General features: G+C 62.6%; 15 protein-coding genes and 4 tRNA genes. All 19 read left to right on the top strand.

Annotated elements, in window-relative coordinates:
* Positions 1 to 523 precede the first annotated feature (523 nt).
* The 19 genes from IRZ56_RS14455 to IRZ56_RS14365 all read left to right on the top strand — a co-directional run bounded on the left by IRZ56_RS14455 (position 524) and on the right by IRZ56_RS14365 (position 17,944).
* Positions 524 to 1,309 carry an ABC transporter substrate-binding protein gene (locus tag IRZ56_RS14455; RefSeq protein ID WP_196145543.1) on the top strand — a complete coding sequence of 262 codons (786 nt, stop codon included), beginning with the start codon at positions 524 to 526 and terminating at the stop codon, positions 1,307 to 1,309.
* Positions 1,310 to 1,399: 90 nt separating this feature from the next.
* Positions 1,400 to 2,089 (top strand): ABC transporter permease, encoded by a 690-nt coding sequence (locus tag IRZ56_RS14450; protein ID WP_196145542.1) that lies wholly within the window; start codon positions 1,400 to 1,402, stop codon positions 2,087 to 2,089.
* On the top strand, positions 2,086 to 2,784 hold the full coding sequence (locus IRZ56_RS14445; RefSeq protein WP_196145541.1) for an ABC transporter permease: 699 nt from the start codon (positions 2,086 to 2,088) through the stop codon (positions 2,782 to 2,784). The genes IRZ56_RS14450 and IRZ56_RS14445 overlap by 4 nt, the downstream gene beginning before the upstream one ends.
* 22 nt (positions 2,785 to 2,806) lie before the next feature.
* The gene (locus tag IRZ56_RS14440) at positions 2,807 to 3,571 is read left to right on the top strand and encodes an ABC transporter ATP-binding protein (protein ID WP_196145540.1); all 765 of its coding nucleotides are present in this window, start codon (positions 2,807 to 2,809) and stop codon (positions 3,569 to 3,571) included.
* A gap of 100 nt (positions 3,572 to 3,671) precedes the next feature.
* Entirely contained in the window at positions 3,672 to 4,652 is a 981-nt protein-coding gene (gene argR, locus IRZ56_RS14435; protein WP_196145539.1) for a transcriptional regulator ArgR, read from the top strand.
* Positions 4,653 to 4,954: 302 nt separating this feature from the next.
* Positions 4,955 to 6,175, top strand: a complete 1,221-nt coding sequence (locus IRZ56_RS14430; RefSeq protein WP_196145538.1) for an aspartate aminotransferase family protein — start codon at positions 4,955 to 4,957, stop codon at positions 6,173 to 6,175.
* 148 nt (positions 6,176 to 6,323) lie between these two features.
* Positions 6,324 to 7,343, top strand: coding sequence for an arginine/ornithine succinyltransferase subunit alpha (aruF, locus tag IRZ56_RS14425; protein WP_196145537.1), 1,020 nt, complete (start codon positions 6,324 to 6,326; stop codon positions 7,341 to 7,343).
* 61 nt (positions 7,344 to 7,404) lie between these two features.
* Positions 7,405 to 8,430 (top strand): arginine N-succinyltransferase, encoded by a 1,026-nt coding sequence (gene astA, locus IRZ56_RS14420; RefSeq protein ID WP_084858288.1) that lies wholly within the window; start codon positions 7,405 to 7,407, stop codon positions 8,428 to 8,430.
* A complete protein-coding gene (gene astD / locus IRZ56_RS14415; protein ID WP_196145536.1) occupies positions 8,431 to 9,894 on the top strand; it encodes a succinylglutamate-semialdehyde dehydrogenase in 1,464 nt (487 codons plus the stop codon).
* Positions 9,895 to 9,917: 23 nt separating this feature from the next.
* Positions 9,918 to 11,267 (top strand): N-succinylarginine dihydrolase, encoded by a 1,350-nt coding sequence (gene astB / locus IRZ56_RS14410; RefSeq protein ID WP_196145535.1) that lies wholly within the window; start codon positions 9,918 to 9,920, stop codon positions 11,265 to 11,267.
* Between the two features lie 14 nt (positions 11,268 to 11,281).
* A complete protein-coding gene (locus tag IRZ56_RS14405) occupies positions 11,282 to 11,569 on the top strand; it encodes a topoisomerase II (RefSeq protein ID WP_196145534.1) in 288 nt (95 codons plus the stop codon).
* 11 nt (positions 11,570 to 11,580) lie between these two features.
* Positions 11,581 to 12,588, top strand: coding sequence for a succinylglutamate desuccinylase (gene astE / locus IRZ56_RS14400; RefSeq protein ID WP_196145533.1), 1,008 nt, complete (start codon positions 11,581 to 11,583; stop codon positions 12,586 to 12,588).
* Between the two features lie 414 nt (positions 12,589 to 13,002).
* The gene (gene alaS, locus IRZ56_RS14395) at positions 13,003 to 15,627 is read left to right on the top strand and encodes an alanine--tRNA ligase (RefSeq protein WP_196145532.1); all 2,625 of its coding nucleotides are present in this window, start codon (positions 13,003 to 13,005) and stop codon (positions 15,625 to 15,627) included.
* Positions 15,628 to 15,708: 81 nt separating this feature from the next.
* The gene (locus IRZ56_RS14390) at positions 15,709 to 16,944 is read left to right on the top strand and encodes an aspartate kinase (protein ID WP_196145531.1); all 1,236 of its coding nucleotides are present in this window, start codon (positions 15,709 to 15,711) and stop codon (positions 16,942 to 16,944) included.
* A gap of 166 nt (positions 16,945 to 17,110) precedes the next feature.
* Entirely contained in the window at positions 17,111 to 17,299 is a 189-nt protein-coding gene (csrA, locus tag IRZ56_RS14385; RefSeq protein WP_043209419.1) for a carbon storage regulator CsrA, read from the top strand.
* A gap of 72 nt (positions 17,300 to 17,371) precedes the next feature.
* A tRNA-Ser gene (locus tag IRZ56_RS14380) sits at positions 17,372 to 17,462 on the top strand.
* 107 nt (positions 17,463 to 17,569) lie between these two features.
* Positions 17,570 to 17,646: transfer RNA gene (locus IRZ56_RS14375), tRNA-Arg, on the top strand.
* 73 nt (positions 17,647 to 17,719) lie between these two features.
* Positions 17,720 to 17,796, top strand: a tRNA-Arg gene (locus tag IRZ56_RS14370).
* A 74-nt stretch (positions 17,797 to 17,870) separates the two neighbouring features.
* Positions 17,871 to 17,944 (top strand) — tRNA-Arg (locus IRZ56_RS14365).
* The last annotated feature ends 2 nt before the right edge of the window (positions 17,945 to 17,946 follow it).

Raw genomic sequence — 17,946 nt, 5'->3', positions numbered from 1 at the left:
GGAGCGCGTGTTCCGCGATTGGGCCCGCAAGGCAATCCAAGTTCTCCCTTGAACCCCGCCGGGCAACCGGAGGGGTTTTTGCTTTACTTGAATGCTGTTACCCGACTTGCATCGGTAACCTTTCCTGTCACCCGTTTCGCACAGAAGCGGGGCGAGCCGAAACATTCATGTGCTATTTCAGTGCGAAGCTGTAGGATTTTTTGCATCCCGCCACGCTGGACTTGCCGGAATACAAGGCTTTGCCAATAATAGGTCCACTTATTGCTTGGCTTATAGGTTATTTTTCTTTTGCTCTTGCATATTTCGCTGGAGCTGTCAATATCGCCCGCCGCGGTTTCAGGCGCTTCTGTAACTAGTTGTCGCTTTGAAGAAATATCGACCACGGGGCTGTCGCTAAAATGCCACTCACTCGCTCGTGGTCTGCGACCTTGGTCGAACCCTGCGCGGCTCGCGTTGTACCCATTCGCATGTCGGGCAGCCGTTACAACTGCCTTGTATTGCCCTGTACCGATGGAGTTACCTGATGAAGAAGCTCGCACTGCTTGGCGCCCTGGCGCTGTCTGTGTTTTCCCTGGTATCGCAGGCCGATGAAAAACCGTTGAAGATCGGTATCGAGGCCGCCTATCCACCCTTCGCCTTCAAGCAACCTGACGGCAGCATCGCCGGCTTCGACTACGACATCGGCAACGCCCTGTGCGAAGAGATGAAAGCCAAGTGCACCTGGGTCGAGCAGGAGTTCGACGGCCTGATCCCGGCGCTGAAGGTGCGCAAGATCGACGCCATTCTGTCGTCCATGTCGATCACCGACGACCGCAAGAAGTCGGTCGACTTCACCAAGCGCTACTACCTGACCCCGGCACGCCTGGTCATGAAGGAAGGCACCACCGTCAGCGAAAGCCTGGCTGAGCTCAAGGGCAAGAAGATTGGCGTGCAGCGCGGTTCGATCCACGACCGCTTCGCCAAGGAAGTCCTGGCGCCGAAGGGGGCCACCGTCGTGCCTTACGGCACCCAGAACGAAATCTACCTGGATGTCGCCGCCGGTCGTCTGGATGGCACCGTGGCCGACGCGACCCTGCTCGAAGACGGCTTCCTCAAGACCGACGCCGGCAAGGGCTTTGCCTTCGTGGGCCCATCGTTCACCGATGTGAAGTACTTCGGTGATGGCGTCGGCATCGCTGTGCGCAAGGGCGACAACGCCAATCGCGAGCGCATCAATGCCGCGATCGATGCGATTCGTGCCAACGGCAAGTACAAGCAGATCCAGGACAAGTACTTCAACTTCGACATCTACGGGCCTGAAGCTCAGTAAGACGTCGGGTTTCACCTGTGCAATGGTGCAAACAGCAGAGGCTCTGAGGTTTGCACCATTTTTCATTCCAAGTCCCGAGGAATCCCAATCATGTTGAAAGGCTACGGGGCAGTCATCCTCGACGGGGCGTGGCTGACGCTGCAGCTCGCCCTGTCGTCGATGGCCCTGGCCATCGTGCTCGGCCTGATCGGCGTGGCGCTGCGCTTGTCGCCAGTGCGCTGGCTGGCCTGGCTGGGCGATATGTATGCCACGGTGATCCGTGGCATTCCTGATCTGGTGCTGATCCTGCTGATCTTCTATGGCGGCCAGGATGTGATCAACCGCGTCGCGCCGCTGGTCGGCTACGAAGACTACATCGATTTGAACCCGTTCGTGGCGGGTGTCGGCACCCTGGGCTTCATCTTTGGTGCTTACCTCTCGGAAACCTTCCGGGGTGCCTTCCTGGGTATTCCCAAGGGCCAGGCCGAGGCGGGCGTGGCCTATGGCATGAGCAGCCGGCAGGTGTTCTTCCGCATCATGGTGCCGCAGATGATTCGCCTGGCGATCCCTGGTTTCACCAACAACTGGCTGGTACTGACCAAGGCCACGGCGCTGATTTCGGTGGTCGGCCTGCAGGACATGATGTTCAAGGCCAAGCAGGCGGCCGACGCCACCCGCGAGCCTTTCACCTTCTTTCTGGCGGTGGCGGCCTTGTACCTGGTGCTCACCAGCGTCTCGCTGGTGGCCCTGAAGTACCTCGAACGACGCTATTCGGTGGGCGTAAAGGCGGCTGAACTATGATCTTCGACTACAACGTCATCTGGGAGGCCATGCCGCTGTACCTGGGCGGGCTGCTGACCACCTTGAAGCTGCTGACGCTGTCGCTGCTCTTCGGCCTGCTGGCGGCCATCCCGCTGGGCCTGATGCGCGTGTCCAAGCAGCCGGTGGTGAACCTGCTCGCGTGGCTTTATACGTACGTCATCCGTGGCACACCGATGTTGGTGCAGCTGTTCCTGATCTACTACGGCCTGGCCCAGTTCGAGGCCGTGCGTGAAAGTATGTTCTGGCCTTGGCTGTCCAGTGCGACCTTCTGCGCCTGCCTGGCCTTTGCGGTGAACACCAGTGCCTACACTGCCGAGATCATCGCCGGTAGCCTGCGGGCGACGCCCCACGGCGAGATCGAAGCGGCCAAGGCGATGGGCATGTCGCGCATGAAGATGTACCGGCGCATCCTGTTGCCCTCGGCCCTGCGCCGGGCGTTGCCGCAGTACAGCAACGAAGTGATCATGATGCTGCAGACCACCAGCCTTGCGTCGATCGTTACCCTGATCGACATCACGGGCGCGGCGCGTACCGTCAATGCCCAGTACTACCTGCCTTTCGAGGCCTACATCACGGCGGGCGTGTTCTACCTGTGCCTGACCTTCATCCTCGTGCGCCTGTTCAAGATGGCCGAACGCCGCTGGCTCAGCTACCTGGCGCCGCGCAAGCACTGAACGCTCTGTGAGAACCGACAGCATGTACAAACTCCAAGTCCAAGACCTGCACAAGCGCTACGGCAGTCATGAGGTGCTCAAGGGCGTCTCGCTCGAAGCCAAGGCGGGCGATGTGATCAGCATCATCGGCTCCAGTGGTTCGGGCAAGTCGACCTTCCTGCGCTGCATCAACCTGCTCGAGCAGCCGCATGCCGGCAAGATCCTGCTCAACAACGAAGAGCTCAAGCTGGTGGCCGGCAAAGACGGTGCGCTGAAGGCCGCCGACCCCAAGCAGCTGCAACGCATGCGTTCGCGCCTGTCGATGGTGTTCCAGCACTTCAACCTGTGGTCGCACATGACCGCGTTGGAGAACGTGATCGAGGCACCGGTACATGTGCTGGGCGTGAGCAGGAAGGAGGCGCTGGAAAAGGCCGAGCACTACCTGAACAAGGTCGGTGTGGCTCACCGCAAGGATGCCTTCCCAGGGCACATGTCCGGTGGCGAGCAGCAGCGCGTGGCGATCGCCCGTGCCCTGGCCATGGAGCCTGAGGTGATGCTGTTCGACGAGCCGACTTCGGCCCTGGACCCGGAGCTGGTCGGCGATGTGCTCAAGGTCATGCAGTCGCTGGCTCAGGAAGGCCGGACCATGGTCGTGGTAACCCATGAGATGGGCTTTGCCCGCGAGGTGTCCAACCAGTTGGTATTCCTGCACAAGGGCCTGGTGGAAGAGCGCGGCAATCCGCGCGAAGTGCTGGTCAATCCGCAATCGGAGCGACTCAAGCAGTTTCTCTCCGGCAGCCTGAAGTAAAGGCTGCACCTTTGCACCAGAATAGGGCATGCTGCGCTGCGAGGCGCAGCTTGACCCGGCGCCACAGACTCGAACGACCCCAGGTTTCGGACCACGCCCTATGACCACCCAGCGAATCGGATTTCTCATCTGGCCGAGCACTCGGCCGCTGACCCTGGCGTTGGCCGAGGAAGTGTTGCGGGTGGCCCAGCGGGTTCACCCGGATGTGGTCTACGAATTGACCTTCCTTCAGGCCGATGCCGGCCCGGACGGTGACTGGCGCTTGCCTGGCGAGCCGTGGAATGGCCGCCTGGAAGGCTGTCACAAGTTGTTTCTGCTGGCGGACGAGCCGCCCTCGGCCATGGGAGCGGCGTTGTCCGCTGCGCTCAAGCATCTGGCGCGCAGTGGCTGCATGATCGGCGGATTGTCCGCCGGGGTGTATCCGTTGGCGGCGCTGGGCCTGCTGGATGGTTACCGGGCGGCGGTGCACTGGCGTTGGCAGGATGACTTCGCTGAGCGCTTCCCCAAGGTCATCGCCACCAGCCACTTGTTCGACTGGGATCGTGACCGCCTGACCGCGTGTGGTGGCATGGCCGTGACCGATCTGCTGTTGGCGGTGCTGGCCCGTGATCACGGGGCGGAGCTGGCTGGGGCAGTGTCTGAAGAGCTTGTGGTCGAGCGTATTCGCGAGGGGGGCGAGCGCCAGCGTATTCCGCTGCAGAATCGCCTGGGCTCCAGCCATCCGAAGCTGACTCAGGCGGTGCTGTTGATGGAGGCGAACATCGAAGAGCCGCTGACCACCGACGAGATCGCCCAGCATGTCTGCGTGTCCCGCCGCCAGTTGGAGCGGATCTTCAAGCAATACCTCAATCGCGTACCGAGCCAGTACTACCTGGAGCTGCGCTTGAACAAGGCGCGGCAGATGTTGATGCAGACCAGCAAGTCGATCATCCAGATCGGGTTGTCGTGCGGGTTCTCCTCAGGGCCGCACTTCTCCAGCGCCTACCGTAACTTCTTTGGCGCAACGCCACGAGAAGACCGCAACCAGCGACGCAGCAGCAGCCCGTTCGAGTTGAGTTCGGCGCCGGCGGAGAAAGGCTGAAGGGAGGGTGGCCTGGAGTGTATGCCTTGGGTTTGGCGCTTGGGCGAAGATCGCAACAGCAACGCCCTCCATCCTACACCCACCACCTGCAATTCCCCGTGAACACCCGTTCACCCATCCCCCTCTCTCCCGTACACTGCGCGATTGCGACAGTGTTTGTCGCATTGCCGAAAACCTCTGTAAAACAAGGTTTAGCGCTGTAACAAGTTGTCGCCTGGCAGCAAGGACAGGCGTCGATCAGTCCTTACAATCCCCTCATCGCTCGCCACTTCCAGGCCAGCGTTCCTCTTCAGGAGACTCAGATGTCCGTTGAGCAAGCCCCGGTGCAACGTGCCGATTTCGACCAGGTCATGGTTCCCAACTATTCTCCGGCGGCCTTCATTCCTGTGCGAGGCGAGGGCTCCCGCGTCTGGGACCAGTCCGGTCGCGAGCTGATCGACTTTGCCGGCGGTATCGCGGTCAACGCCCTGGGCCATTGCCACCCTGCGCTGGTCAAGGCCCTGACCGAACAGGCCAATACCCTCTGGCACGTATCCAACGTCTTCACCAACGAGCCGGCCCTGCGCCTGGCCCACAAACTGGTGGACGCGACCTTCGCCGAGCGCGCTTTCTTCTGCAACTCCGGCGCCGAGGCCAACGAGGCTGCCTTCAAGCTGGCCCGTCGCGTCGCCCACGACCGCTTCGGCCCCGAGAAGCACGAAATCATCGCCACCGTGAACAGTTTCCACGGTCGCACCCTGTTCACCGTCAGCGTTGGTGGCCAGCCCAAGTATTCCGACGGCTTTGGCCCGAAGATCACCGGCATCAGCCACGTGCCGTACAACGACCTGGAAGCGCTCAAGGCACAGATCTCCGACAAGACCTGCGCTGTGGTGATCGAGCCGATCCAGGGCGAGAGCGGTGTAGTACCGGCCGACAAAGCCTACCTGGAAGGCGCTCGCAAGCTGTGCGACACACACAACGCCCTGCTGATCTTCGACGAAGTGCAGACCGGTGTTGGCCGTACCGGTTCGCTGTACGCCTATCAGCACTACGGCGTTACGCCGGACATCCTGACCAGCGCCAAGAGCCTGGGCGGCGGCTTCCCGATCGGCGCCATGCTGACCACCACCGACCTTGCCAAGCACCTGGCCGTCGGTACCCACGGCACCACCTATGGCGGCAACCCGCTGGCCTGCGCCGTGGCCTGTGCGGTGCTGGATGTGGTCAACACCCCGGAAACCCTCGCGGGCATCAAGGCCAAGCATGAGCGCTTCAAGGCCCGCCTGGAGAAGATCGGCCAGCAGTCCGGCCTGTTCACCCAGGTTCGTGGCGTCGGCCTGCTGATCGGCTGCGTGCTCGGCGACGCCTGGAAAGGCAAGGCCAAGGACATTCTCAATGCCGCCGAGAAAGAGGGCGTGATGGTCCTGCAGGCCGGCCCGGACGTGGTGCGCTTCGCTCCGAGCCTGGTGGTCGAGGATGCCGACATCGACGAAGGCCTGGCGCGCTTCGAGCGCGCCGTGGCCAAGCTGACCCAGGGCTGACAGCCCTGCGGTCCCTTCGCCGCGCCTGACCTTGGCCAGGGGCGGCGATACCAGAATTCCAGTGCGGGCGCCCGTGTTGCAACGAGACAGCGCGCCCGTCGTTTTTCCGTGCCGACCTGTCGGCCTGTTTTCCCAAAGGAGTGACACCATGCTGGTGATGCGCCCCGCGCAAATGGCGGACCTGAACGAAGTGCAGCGCATGGCTGCCGACAGCCCCATTGGTGTCACCTCGCTGCCGGACGACGCCGGTCGCCTGGGCGATAAGATCGCCGCCTCGGAAACGTCCTTCGCCGCCGAAGTGAGCTTCAACGGCGAGGAAAGCTATTTCTTCGTGCTCGAAGACAGTGAGACCGGCAAGCTCGCCGGCTGCTCGGCGATCGTCGCCTCGGCAGGCTATTCCGAGCCGTTCTACAGCTTTCGCAATGAGACCTTCGTGCACGCCTCGCGCGAGCTGAAGATCCACAACAAGATCCATGTGTTGTCGCTGTGTCACGACCTGACCGGCAACAGCCTGCTGACCAGCTTCTATGTCCTGCCGGAGCTGGTGAACAGCAGCTGGGCTGAGCTCAATTCCCGTGGCCGCCTGCTGTTCATGGCCTCGCATCCCGAGCGTTTCGCCGATTCGGTGGTCACCGAGATCGTCGGCTACAGCGACGAGCAGGGCGAGTCGCCGTTCTGGGATGCCATCGGCCGCAACTTCTTCGACCTCAACTATGCCGACGCCGAGCGTCTGTGCGGCCTGAAGAGCCGTACCTTCCTCGCCGAGCTGATGCCTCACTACCCGATCTACGTGCCGTTGTTGGCGGACGAAGCCCAGGAAGCCATGGGCCAGGTCCACCCGCGGGCGCAGATCACCTTCGACATCCTCATGCGCGAAGGCTTCGAGACCGAGCACTACATCGACATCTTCGACGGTGGCCCGACCCTGCACGCACGCACCTCGGGCATTCGCTCGATCGCCCAGAGCCGGGTGGTGCCGGTCAAGCTCGACGACAGCCCGATCAAGGGTGGGCGCGCCTACCTGGTGTGCAACGGCCAGTTGCAGGACTACCGCGCGGTATTGCTGGAGCTGGACTGGGTGCCAGGCAAGCCGGTCAGCCTGACGCGTGAAGCCGCCGATGCCCTGGGTGTCGGTGAAGGTGGCAGCGTGCGCCTGGTCGCCGCCTGAGCCCCTCGGGGCGGTATCGAGAGATTCGCGGCAGGCACAGGCCGCCGCACAAGGAGATAGCATGATCGTTCGTCCCGTACGCAGCAGCGACCTACCCGCGCTGATCGAATTGGCACGCAGCACCGGCACCGGCCTGACCACCTTGCCGGCCAACGAGGACCGCCTCGGGCACCGGGTCGGCTGGGCCGAGAAGAGCTTCCGTGGCGAAGCCGAGCGTGCCGACACCGACTACCTGTTCGTATTGGAGAACGACGAAGGCCTGGTGGTCGGCATCTGCGCCATCGCCGGCGCCGTCGGCCTGCGCGAGCCCTGGTACAACTACCGCGTCGGCCTGACCGTCAGCGCTTCCCAGGAGCTCAAGATCTACCGCGAGATCCCCACTTTGTTCCTGGCCAACGACCTGACCGGCAACTCCGAGCTGTGCTCGCTGTTCCTGCGCAGTGACTACCGCACCGGCCTCAACGGCCGCCTGCTGTCCAAGGCGCGTATGCTGTTCATCGCCGAATTCCCGGAACTGTTCGGCAACAAGATCATCGCCGAGATGCGCGGCATGTCCGACGAACATGGCCGTTCACCGTTCTGGGAGAGCCTGGGGCGACATTTCTTCAAGATGGAATTCAGCCAGGCCGACTACCTGACCGGTGTGGGCAACAAGTCGTTCATTGCCGAACTGATGCCCAAGTTCCCGTTGTACACCTGCTTCCTGTCGGAGGCCGCGCGCAACGTCATCGGCCGAGTGCACACCGATACCGAGCCTGCCCTGGCCATGCTCAAGCGCGAAGGCTTCAGCTACCAGGGCTACGTCGACATTTTCGACGCAGGCCCTGCCATCGAATGCGAAACCTCGAAGATCCGTGCCGTGCGTGAAAGTCAGACCCTGGTGCTGGCCGTTGGCACGCCGGGCGATGACGCCACCCCTTATCTCATCCATAACCGCAAGCGCGAGGACTGCCGCATCACCGCCGCACCTGCGCGCCTGGCAGCTGGCACCCTGGTGGTCGACCCCCAGACCGCCAAGCGCCTGCGCCTGGGCGCCGGCGACAATGTGCGCGCCGTGCCGCTGTCCGCCAGCCGGGAGGCCCAGTAAATGACGACCCATTACATCGCCGGCCAATGGCAGGCCGGGCAGGGCCAGGCTCTGCAATCGCTCAATCCCGTCACCCAGGCCGTGGTCTGGGAGGGGCTGGGCGCCGACGAGGCGCAGGTGCAGGCCGCCGTGCAGGCGGCGCGCCAGGCGTTCCCGGCCTGGGCGCAACTGAGCCTGGATACGCGTATCAGCGTGCTGGAAGCCTTCGCCGACAAGCTCAAGGCCAATGCGGACGCACTGGCCCATTGCATTGGTGAGGAAACCGGCAAGCCCTTGTGGGAATCGGCCACCGAAGTCACCAGCATGGTCAACAAGGTAGCCATCTCGGTGCAAAGCTACCGCGAGCGCACCGGCGAAAAGAGCGGGCCGCTGGCCGACGCCACTGCCGTGCTGCGACACAAGCCCCATGGCGTGGTGGCCGTGTTCGGCCCTTACAACTTCCCGGGGCACCTGCCCAACGGGCATATCGTGCCGGCGCTGCTAGCGGGTAACTGTGTGGTATTCAAGCCCAGCGAGCTGACCCCCAAGGTGGCTGAGCTGACCGTCAAGTGCTGGATCGAGGCCGGGCTGCCGGCCGGTGTGCTGAACCTGGTCCAGGGTGGCCGCGAGACGGGGGTGGCCCTGACCGCGAACCCGGGAATCGATGGTCTGTTCTTCACCGGCTCCAGCCGTACCGGCAACCTGCTGCACCAGCAGTTCGCCGGGCGCCCGGACAAGATCCTGGCGCTGGAGATGGGCGGCAACAACCCGCTGGTGGTGGACGAAGTCCAGGACGTGGATGCGGCGGTCTACACCATCGTTCAGTCGGCGTTCATTTCCGCAGGCCAGCGCTGCACCTGCGCCCGCCGCCTGCTGGTGCCGCAAGGTGCCTGGGGTGACGCGCTGATCCAGCGCCTGGTCGAGGTCAGCCGCAGCATCAGTGTCGGCGCGTTCGACCAGCAGCCGGCGCCCTTCATGGGGTCGGTGATCTCCCTGCAGGCCGCCCGCGCGCTCATGGCCGCCCAGGCCGAGCTGGTGGGCAAGGGCGCCGTGGCGCTGCTGGAGATGACCCAGCCCCAGGCCGACGCCGCCTTGCTGACCCCGGGCATCCTCGACGTGACCGCCGTGGGCGAGCGCCCGGACGAAGAGTTCTTCGGCCCGCTGCTGCAGGTGATCCGCTACGCCGATTTCGAGGCGGCCATCGATGAGGCCAACAATACCCAGTACGGCCTGGCCGCCGGGCTGCTGTCGGACTCGCGTGCGCGCTACCAGTATTTCTGGCTGCGCAGTCGCGCGGGCATCGTCAACTGGAACAAGCAGTTGACCGGCGCCGCGAGCAGTGCGCCGTTCGGCGGCGTGGGCGCCAGCGGCAACCATCGCGCCAGCGCTTACTACGCTGCCGACTACTGCGCCTACCCGGTGGCCTCGCTGGAAACCGCCAGCCTCACCCTGCCGGCGACCCTGACGCCGGGCGTCACCCTATAACAACAGGTCTCGGAGCCTTGCCGATGAAATCCTACGAAGTGAATTTTGATGGCCTGGTGGGGCCGACCCACAACTACGGCGGCCTGTCCTACGGCAACGTGGCTTCGCAGAGCAACAGCCAGCAGCAGTCCAACCCGCGTGAGGCGGCGCGTCAAGGCCTGGCAAAAATGAAAGCCTTGGCCGACATGGGCTTCAAGCAGGGCGTGCTGGCGCCGCAGGAGCGCCCGGATGTGGCCGCTCTGCGTCGCCTGGGCTTTACCGGCAGCGATGCCGAAGTGATCCGTCGCGCCGCCAAGGACGCCATGCCGCTGCTGGTAGCCAGTTGCTCGGCTTCGAGCATGTGGGTGGCCAACGCCGCCACGGTCAGCCCGAGCGCCGACACCGCTGATGGCCGGGTGCATTTCACCGCCGCCAACCTCAACTGCAAGTACCACCGCAGTATCGAGCACCCGACCACCAGCCGTGTGCTGGGTGCCATGTTCGCGGACGAAAGGCATTTCGCTCATCACGAAGCCCTGCCGGCGGTGGCCCAGTTCGGTGACGAAGGCGCGGCCAACCACACGCGGTTCTGTCGCACCTATGGCGAGCCTGGGGTGGAATTCTTCGTCTATGGCCGCAGCGCCTTCGACAGCCGCTACCCTGCGCCGCAGAAGTATCCGGCACGCCAGACCCTCGAGGCCTCCCAGGCGGTGGCGCGCTTGCACGGGCTCGCTGACGACGGTGTGGTCTACGCTCAACAGAACCCGGCGGTGATCGACCAAGGCGTGTTCCACAACGACGTGATCTCGGTGGGCAACGGTGAAGTGCTGTTCTACCACGAGGATGCCTTCCTCGAGACCGACGCGGTGCTTGGCCAGTTGCAGGCTAAACTGGCCAGCAAGGGCGGTAACTTCCAGGCGATCCGTGTGCCTCGCGTGGCGGTGACGGTGGAAGACGCGGTGCGCTCCTACCTGTTCAACAGCCAGCTGCTCAGCCGCGAGGACGGCTCCATGCTGCTGGTGGTGCCGGAGGAGTGCCGCAACAACGAGCGCGTCTGGTCCTACCTGGGACAATTGACCAGCCAGGGCGGCCCGGTCAAGGAGGTCAAGGTGTTCGACCTCAAGCAGAGCATGCAGAACGGTGGCGGCCCGGCCTGCCTGCGGTTGCGCGTGGCTTTGAAGGACAATGAGCTGGCGGCGGTCAACCAAGGCGTTATCATGACCCCGCCGCTGTACGACACCTTGGTCCAGTGGGTCGACAAGCACTACCGCGATCGCCTGGGCGAGGCGGACCTGGCCGACCCGCAGCTGCTGGACGAATGCCGTACGGCCCTGGATGAACTGACCCGGATCCTGAAGCTGGGCTCGGTCTATCCGTTCCAACGCCAACCTTGAAGAGAGAACTTGTAATGTCCGATGCCCTGCGGCTGATCCTTGAAGACAATGACGGCACCCAGCTGGAAACCTCCTGCACCCGCTTTGCGGTGGTCTGGCAAGGCAAGGAGGTATGGATCCAGCAGGACGGCCGCGGCCAGCTGTTGATCGGTGTCGACGTCGAGGATGGTGATACCGAATACGCCAACTTACTGCTGCGTCCCATGGCCACCAACCTGGTCAGCCTGCAACTGGAAATGGAACCTGCCGAAGTCGGTGACGACGACCACGTGCATGGTCCGGATTGCGGTCACCATCACTAAGGAAACGCCCTATGCTCGCCCTCGGAAAACTGCTTGACCTGACCCTGGCCGACCATGAACCGGCCGAGAAGACGCAAGTGACCGTTGGCGGCGTGCGTTTGCGCTGGCTGGGCGAGGGCGCCCTCGAGGTACGCCCGCCCGAGGGCAAGGACACTGGGTTGGACCTGCTGCTCTCGGCAGGCATTCACGGCAACGAGACTGCGCCCATCGAATTGCTTGACGAACTGTTGCACGGCGTGGCGCGAGGCGAGATCAAGCCCCGTGCGCGGGTCCTGTTCCTGTTCGGCAACCCTGAGGCCATCCGCAAGGGCGAGCGTTTCGTCGAGCAGGACATCAACCGCCTGTTCAATGGCCGCCACGAGCTTTCCAGTGGCGCCGAGGCCTTGCGCGCGGCGGAGCTGGAACAGTTCGCCCGGGTGTTCTTCAGCCTGCCTGGACGCACCCGCCTGCACTACGACCTGCACACGGCGATCCGTGGCTCGAAGATCGAACAGTTCGCTCTGTACCCTTATAAGGAAGGGCGTCAGCATTCCCGGCATGAGCTGGCGCGCTTGCGCGCCGCCGGCATGGAGGCGGTGTTGCTGCAAAGCAAGTCGTCGATCACTTTCAGTGCCTTCACCTACGAGCAGCTGGAGGCCGAGGCCTTCACCCTGGAGCTGGGCAAGGCACGGCCGTTCGGGCAGAACCAGCAGGTGAATCTCGACCGCCTGCAGACGCGCCTGGTGCAGATCATCGAAGGGACCGAGCCAGAGGGGGACAACAACCTCGATGGCCTGCAACTGTTCAGCGTTGCCCGGGAAATCATCAAGCACAGCGACAGCTTCCACCTGCACCTGCCGGCGGATATCGAGAACTTCTCCGAGCTGAGCAAAGGCTACCTGCTGGCCGAGGATCTGGCCGAGATGCGCTGGATCGTCGAGGAGGAGGGCGCGCGTATCATCTTCCCCAACCCCAAGGTCAGGAATGGATTACGGGCTGGGATCCTGATCGTGCCGGACTCCGGGCAACGTCTGGGCTGAGCCTGTAGGCGCGGGCTTGTCCCGCGAATGGGTCGGGCCCGATATCACATCACCTGGCAGGGCTTCGCCTTTGATCGCGGGGCAAGTCGGGCCGCCGCTCCCGCAAAGGTGAGGGCGGCTTGCCGTCTAATGAGTATTTTGGATCCCAATACGCCCATAAAGGCCTTTTTGATCCCCCTGGCGCCATTTTCTTGTGCCCGGGGCGGTAATGCGCTTGCCAGTAGCGAAAGGCTGGCTTTAGCATCCCGGTCATGCTTTTGCTCGCGTCGACCCGAAAATCCGTCCAAACGACGATTTCTGTCGCACAAACCCACTGCACCGAGCCAGCAGGACCGATATAATGCGGCCCTTTGCCGTCGTTTCGTCGATTCGACGTGTTTGCCGTAACGGCCGCCGTTTCCGTGGAAGAACCTAATGAAAAGCGCAGAAATCCGTGAAGCCTTCCTTCGCTTCTTCGAGGAGCAGGGGCACACTCGAGTCGCCTCCAGCTCCCTGATCCCGGGCAATGACCCGACCCTGCTGTTTACCAATGCCGGCATGAACCAGTTCAAGGACTGCTTCCTCGGCCAGGAAAAGCGCGCCTACACCCGGGCTGTCAGCAGCCAGAAGTGCGTACGCGCCGGCGGCAAGCACAACGACCTGGAAAACGTCGGCTATACCGCGCGCCATCACACCTTCTTCGAAATGCTGGGCAACTTCAGCTTCGGCGACTATTTCAAGCGCGACGCGATCACCTTCGCCTGGACCTTCCTGACCTCCGACAAATGGCTGAACCTGCCGAAGGAAAAGCTCTGGGTCACCGTCTATGCCAGTGACGACGAAGCCTACGACATCTGGACCAAGGAAATCGGCGTGCCGGCCGAGCGCATGGTGCGCATCGGCGACAACAAAGGCGCCCCGTACGCGTCCGACAACTTCTGGACCATGGGCGACACCGGCCCCTGCGGCCCTTGCACCGAGATCTTCTACGACCACGGCGCGGACATCTGGGGCGGCCCACCCGGCTCGCCGGAAGAAGACGGCGACCGCTACATCGAGATCTGGAACAACGTCTTCATGCAGTTTAACCGCACCGCAGATGGCGTCCTGCACCCGCTGCCGGCGCCGTCGGTGGACACCGGCATGGGCCTGGAACGCATCAGTGCGGTCATGCAGCACGTGCATTCGAACTACGAGATCGACCTGTTCCGCAACCTGCTGTCGGCTGCGGCCAAGGCCATCGGCTGCAGCAATGACGACCAACCTTCGCTGAAGGTCGTCGCCGACCACATCCGTTCCTGCGGCTTCCTGATCGCCGACGGCGTGCTGCCGTCCAACGAAGGCCGTGGCTACGTGCTGCGTCGCATCATTCGTCGTGCCTGCCGCCACGGTAACAAGCTGGGCGCCAAGGGCAGCTTCTTCTACCAGATCGTCGCTGCCCTGGTGGCCGAGATGGGTGAAGCCTTCCCGGAACTCAAGGCCCAACAGGCGCACATCGAGCGCGTGCTCAAGACCGAGGAAGAGCAGTTCGCCAAGACCCTCGAGCAGGGCCTGCGCATCCTCGAGCAGGACCTGGCCCAGCTCAAGGGCGATGTAGTGCCGGGTGACGTGGTGTTCAAACTGTACGACACCTACGGTTTCCCGATGGACCTGACCGCCGATATCGCCCGTGAGCGCGAGCTGACCATCGACGAAGCCGGCTTCGAGCGCGAGATGGAGGCCCAGCGCGAGCGTGCCCGTTCCGCCAGCGCCTTCGGCATGGACTACAACAGCCTGGTCAAGGTCGATGTAGCCACCGAGTTCCTCGGCTACAGCGCCACCGAAGGGCAGGGCAAGGTCGTTGCCCTGTATAAGGACGGCCAGGCCGTCGAGCAACTGGGCGAAGGCGAGCAGGGCGTCGTGGTCCTGGACCGCACCCCATTCTATGCCGAGTCCGGCGGCCAGGTCGGTGATACCGGTTACCTGCAGGCTGGCGCCGTGCGTTTCGACGTGCGCGACACCACCAAGACCGGTGGTGCCTTCCTGCACCACGGCGTGGTCGCCAGCGGTGCGCTGAGCGTAGGTGCGCAGATCGAGGCCCACGTCGATGCCGATGTGCAGCACGCCACCTCGCTGAACCACTCCGCCACTCACCTGCTGCACGAAGCGCTGCGCCAGGTGCTGGGCGAGCACGTACAGCAGAAGGGCTCGCTGGTCGACAGCCAGCGCCTGCGTTTCGACTTCAGCCATTTCGAGGCGGTGACGCCTGCGCAGATCAAGGCCTTGGAAGAGATCGTCAACCGCGAAGTGCGCAAGAACACCGCGGTGCAGACCGAAATCACCGATATCGAAACCGCCAAGCGCAAGGGCGCCACAGCCCTGTTCGGCGAGAAGTACGGTGATACCGTGCGCGTGCTGAGCATGGGCGGCGATTTCTCGGTGGAGCTGTGCGGTGGTATCCATGCCAAGCGCACCGGCGATATCAGCGTGTTCAAGATCATCAGCGAAGGCGGCGTGGCCTCTGGCGTGCGCCGTATCGAAGCAGTCACCGGCGCCGCTGCGTTGGCCTACCTGAACGCTGCCGAAGAGCAGGTCAAGGAAGCCGCGCAGCTGGTCAAGGGCAATCGTGACAACCTGATCGACAAGCTGTCGGCTGTGCTCGAGCGCAACCGCCAGCTTGAAAAGCAGCTCGAGCAGCTGCAGGCCAAGGCCGCCAGCGCCGCCGGGGACGATCTCTCCAACGCGGCCGTTGAGGTCAAAGGTGCCAAGGTTCTTGCCGCACGCCTGGATGGTCAGGATGGCAAGGCTCTGTTGGCCCTGGTCGATCAGCTGAAGAACAAGCTCGGCCACGCAGTGATCCTGCTGGGCAGCGAGCATGAGGGCAAGGTCGTGCTGGTGGCCGGCGTGACCAAGGACCTCTCCAGCCAACTCAAGGCTGGCGATCTGATGAAGCAAGCCGCTGCTACGGTGGGCGGCAAGGGCGGTGGTCGCCCGGACATGGCCCAGGGTGGTGGCGTCGACGTCGCTGCGCTGGACAAGGCCCTGGCCCTGGCCGTGCCGTTCGCCGAGCAGGGACTTTGAGATGAAGGGGCAGCAGTCTAGTCGCTGCCCCTTCATGTTGGATTGTTTTTTGGGGCCCTTGAGGGCTGAGGCACCTTTGAAATGGCGTTGATCGTACAGAAATTTGGCGGTACCTCTGTCGGTTCCATCGAGCGGATCGAGCAGGTTGCCGACAAGGTCAAGCAATTCCGCGAACAAGGCACCGACCTGGTGGTGGTGCTGTCGGCCATGAGCGGAGAAACCAATCGCCTGATCGACTTGGCCAAGCAGATCACCGACAAGCCGGTTCCACGCGAGCTGGATGTGATCGTCTCGACCGGCGAGCAGGTGACCATCGCCTTGCTGGCCATGGCCCTGATCAAGCGTGGCGTGCCGGCGGTATCCTACACCGGCAACCAGGTGCGGATCCTCACCGACAGCGCGCACAACAAGGCGCGTATCCTGCAGATCGACGACCAGAAGATCCGCGCCGACCTCAAGGCCGGCCGCGTGGTTGTGGTGGCAGGCTTCCAGGGGGTCGACGAGCACGGCAATATCACCACCCTCGGGCGTGGTGGCTCCGACACCACCGGTGTGGCACTGGCGGCGGCGCTCAAGGCCGACGAATGCCAGATCTACACCGATGTCGATGGCGTCTACACCACCGACCCACGGGTAGTGCCCCAGGCACAGCGCCTGGAAAAGATCACCTTCGAGGAGATGCTGGAAATGGCCAGCCTCGGCTCCAAGGTGCTGCAGATCCGTTCGGTGGAGTTCGCCGGCAAGTACAACGTCCCGCTGCGCGTGCTGCACAGCTTCAAGGAGGGTCCGGGTACCCTCATTACCATCGATGAAGAGGAATCCATGGAACAGCCGATCATTTCCGGTATCGCCTTCAACCGTGATGAGGCCAAGCTGACCATTCGTGGCGTACCGGATACCCCGGGCGTTGCCTTCAAGATCCTCGGCCCGATCAGCGCGGCGAATATCGAAGTCGACATGATCGTGCAGAACGTCTCGCACGATAACACCACCGACTTCACCTTCACCGTACACCGCAACGAATACGAGAAGGCGCACAGCGTGTTGGAAAACACCGCTCGCGAGATCGGTGCGCGTGAAGTGATCGGTGACACCAACATCGCCAAGGTTTCCATCGTCGGTGTCGGCATGCGCTCCCACGCAGGTGTTGCCAGCCGCATGTTCGAAGCCCTGGCCAAGGAGAGCATCAACATCCAGATGATCTCCACCTCCGAAATCAAGGTGTCGGTGGTCATCGAAGAGAAGTACCTGGAGCTTGCTGTTCGCGCGCTGCATACCGCGTTCGAACTCGACGCTCCTGCCCGACAGAGCGAGTAACTCGCTGCCTGGAGGGGCGCGGCTTGCCGCGCCCTTCGCGTTTCTGGCTTCTGCGCAGGCGCCTGTCCTGCCTCGTGCAGTGGCTTACCCGGGTTTTGTGCCATGTATGGCCGGCCCAGCCTACTACAGACTGTTGTCCCTGATTGAATTGCTTGAGGAGAAAGCTATGTTGATTCTGACTCGTCGGTGCGCCGAGAGCCTGATCATTGGTGACGGCGAAATCACCGTCACGGTCCTGGGGGTCAAAGGCAACCAGGTGCGTATCGGTGTGAGCGCGCCCAAGGAAGTGGCCGTTCACCGTGAGGAAATCTACCTGCGGATCAAGAAAGAGAAGGACGAAGAACCAACCCTTTAATTTTTCTCGATTTTTTTTCAAAAAAGGGTTTGCAAACGGGGAGGGGTCTGGTTATTATACGCCCCGTGTTGCGGTGAGGTGGCCGAGTGGCCGAAGGCGCTCCCCTGCTAAGGGAGTATACCTCATAAGGGTATCGGGGGTTCGAATCCCCCCTTCACCGCCATTTTTCGTGTAGGGCGCTGTAATTGGCCGAATCACTTAAGTCGTTGAAAATAAACGAAAAAGTGCTTGGCAAAACGATTCAGCGAACTATAATGCGCGGCAAGACACGGACTCATAGCTCAGCTGGATAGAGTACTCGGCTACGAACCGAGCGGTCGGAGGTTCGAATCCTCCTGAGTCCGCCATTTAATGGGGCGGTTTTGTTAATCAAGGCAGCTTCATCAACCAGTGGTAATCTGGTCTAAAAATACCACCTACGGACTCATAGCTCAGCTGGATAGAGTACTCGGCTACGAACCGAGCGGTCGGAGGTTCGAATCCTCCTGAGTCCGCCATTTAATGAGGCGGTTTTGTTGATCAAGGCAGCTTCATCAACCAGTGGTAATCTGGTCTAAAAAATACCACCTACGGACTCATAGCTCAGCTGGATAGAGTACTCGGCTACGAACCGAGCGGTCGGAGGTTCGAATCCTCCTGAGTCCGCC

Source organism: Pseudomonas guariconensis, assembly GCF_015680235.1.
GTDB lineage: Bacteria > Pseudomonadota > Gammaproteobacteria > Pseudomonadales > Pseudomonadaceae > Aquipseudomonas > Aquipseudomonas guariconensis_A.
The sequence above is the reverse complement of the archived record's forward strand: the minus strand, read 5'-3'. Positions and strand labels throughout refer to the sequence as shown.

Excerpts from the sequence above, each read along its gene's own strand:
- astA (WP_084858288.1), top strand. The coding sequence starts at position 7,405 with ATGATCGTTCGTCCCGTACGCAGCAGCGACCTACCCGCGCTGATCGAA.
- IRZ56_RS14455 (WP_196145543.1), top strand. The coding sequence starts at position 524 with ATGAAGAAGCTCGCACTGCTTGGCGCCCTGGCGCTGTCTGTGTTTTCC.
- IRZ56_RS14450 (WP_196145542.1), top strand. The coding sequence starts at position 1,400 with ATGTTGAAAGGCTACGGGGCAGTCATCCTCGACGGGGCGTGGCTGACG.
- IRZ56_RS14440 (WP_196145540.1), top strand. The coding sequence starts at position 2,807 with ATGTACAAACTCCAAGTCCAAGACCTGCACAAGCGCTACGGCAGTCAT.
- IRZ56_RS14445 (WP_196145541.1), top strand. The coding sequence starts at position 2,086 with ATGATCTTCGACTACAACGTCATCTGGGAGGCCATGCCGCTGTACCTG.
- argR (WP_196145539.1), top strand. The coding sequence starts at position 3,672 with ATGACCACCCAGCGAATCGGATTTCTCATCTGGCCGAGCACTCGGCCG.
- astE (WP_196145533.1), top strand. The coding sequence starts at position 11,581 with ATGCTCGCCCTCGGAAAACTGCTTGACCTGACCCTGGCCGACCATGAA.
- csrA (WP_043209419.1), top strand. The coding sequence starts at position 17,111 with ATGTTGATTCTGACTCGTCGGTGCGCCGAGAGCCTGATCATTGGTGAC.
- astB (WP_196145535.1), top strand. The coding sequence starts at position 9,918 with ATGAAATCCTACGAAGTGAATTTTGATGGCCTGGTGGGGCCGACCCAC.
- IRZ56_RS14430 (WP_196145538.1), top strand. The coding sequence starts at position 4,955 with ATGTCCGTTGAGCAAGCCCCGGTGCAACGTGCCGATTTCGACCAGGTC.
- aruF (WP_196145537.1), top strand. The coding sequence starts at position 6,324 with ATGCTGGTGATGCGCCCCGCGCAAATGGCGGACCTGAACGAAGTGCAG.
- IRZ56_RS14390 (WP_196145531.1), top strand. The coding sequence starts at position 15,709 with ATGGCGTTGATCGTACAGAAATTTGGCGGTACCTCTGTCGGTTCCATC.
- IRZ56_RS14405 (WP_196145534.1), top strand. The coding sequence starts at position 11,282 with ATGTCCGATGCCCTGCGGCTGATCCTTGAAGACAATGACGGCACCCAG.
- alaS (WP_196145532.1), top strand. The coding sequence starts at position 13,003 with ATGAAAAGCGCAGAAATCCGTGAAGCCTTCCTTCGCTTCTTCGAGGAG.
- astD (WP_196145536.1), top strand. The coding sequence starts at position 8,431 with ATGACGACCCATTACATCGCCGGCCAATGGCAGGCCGGGCAGGGCCAG.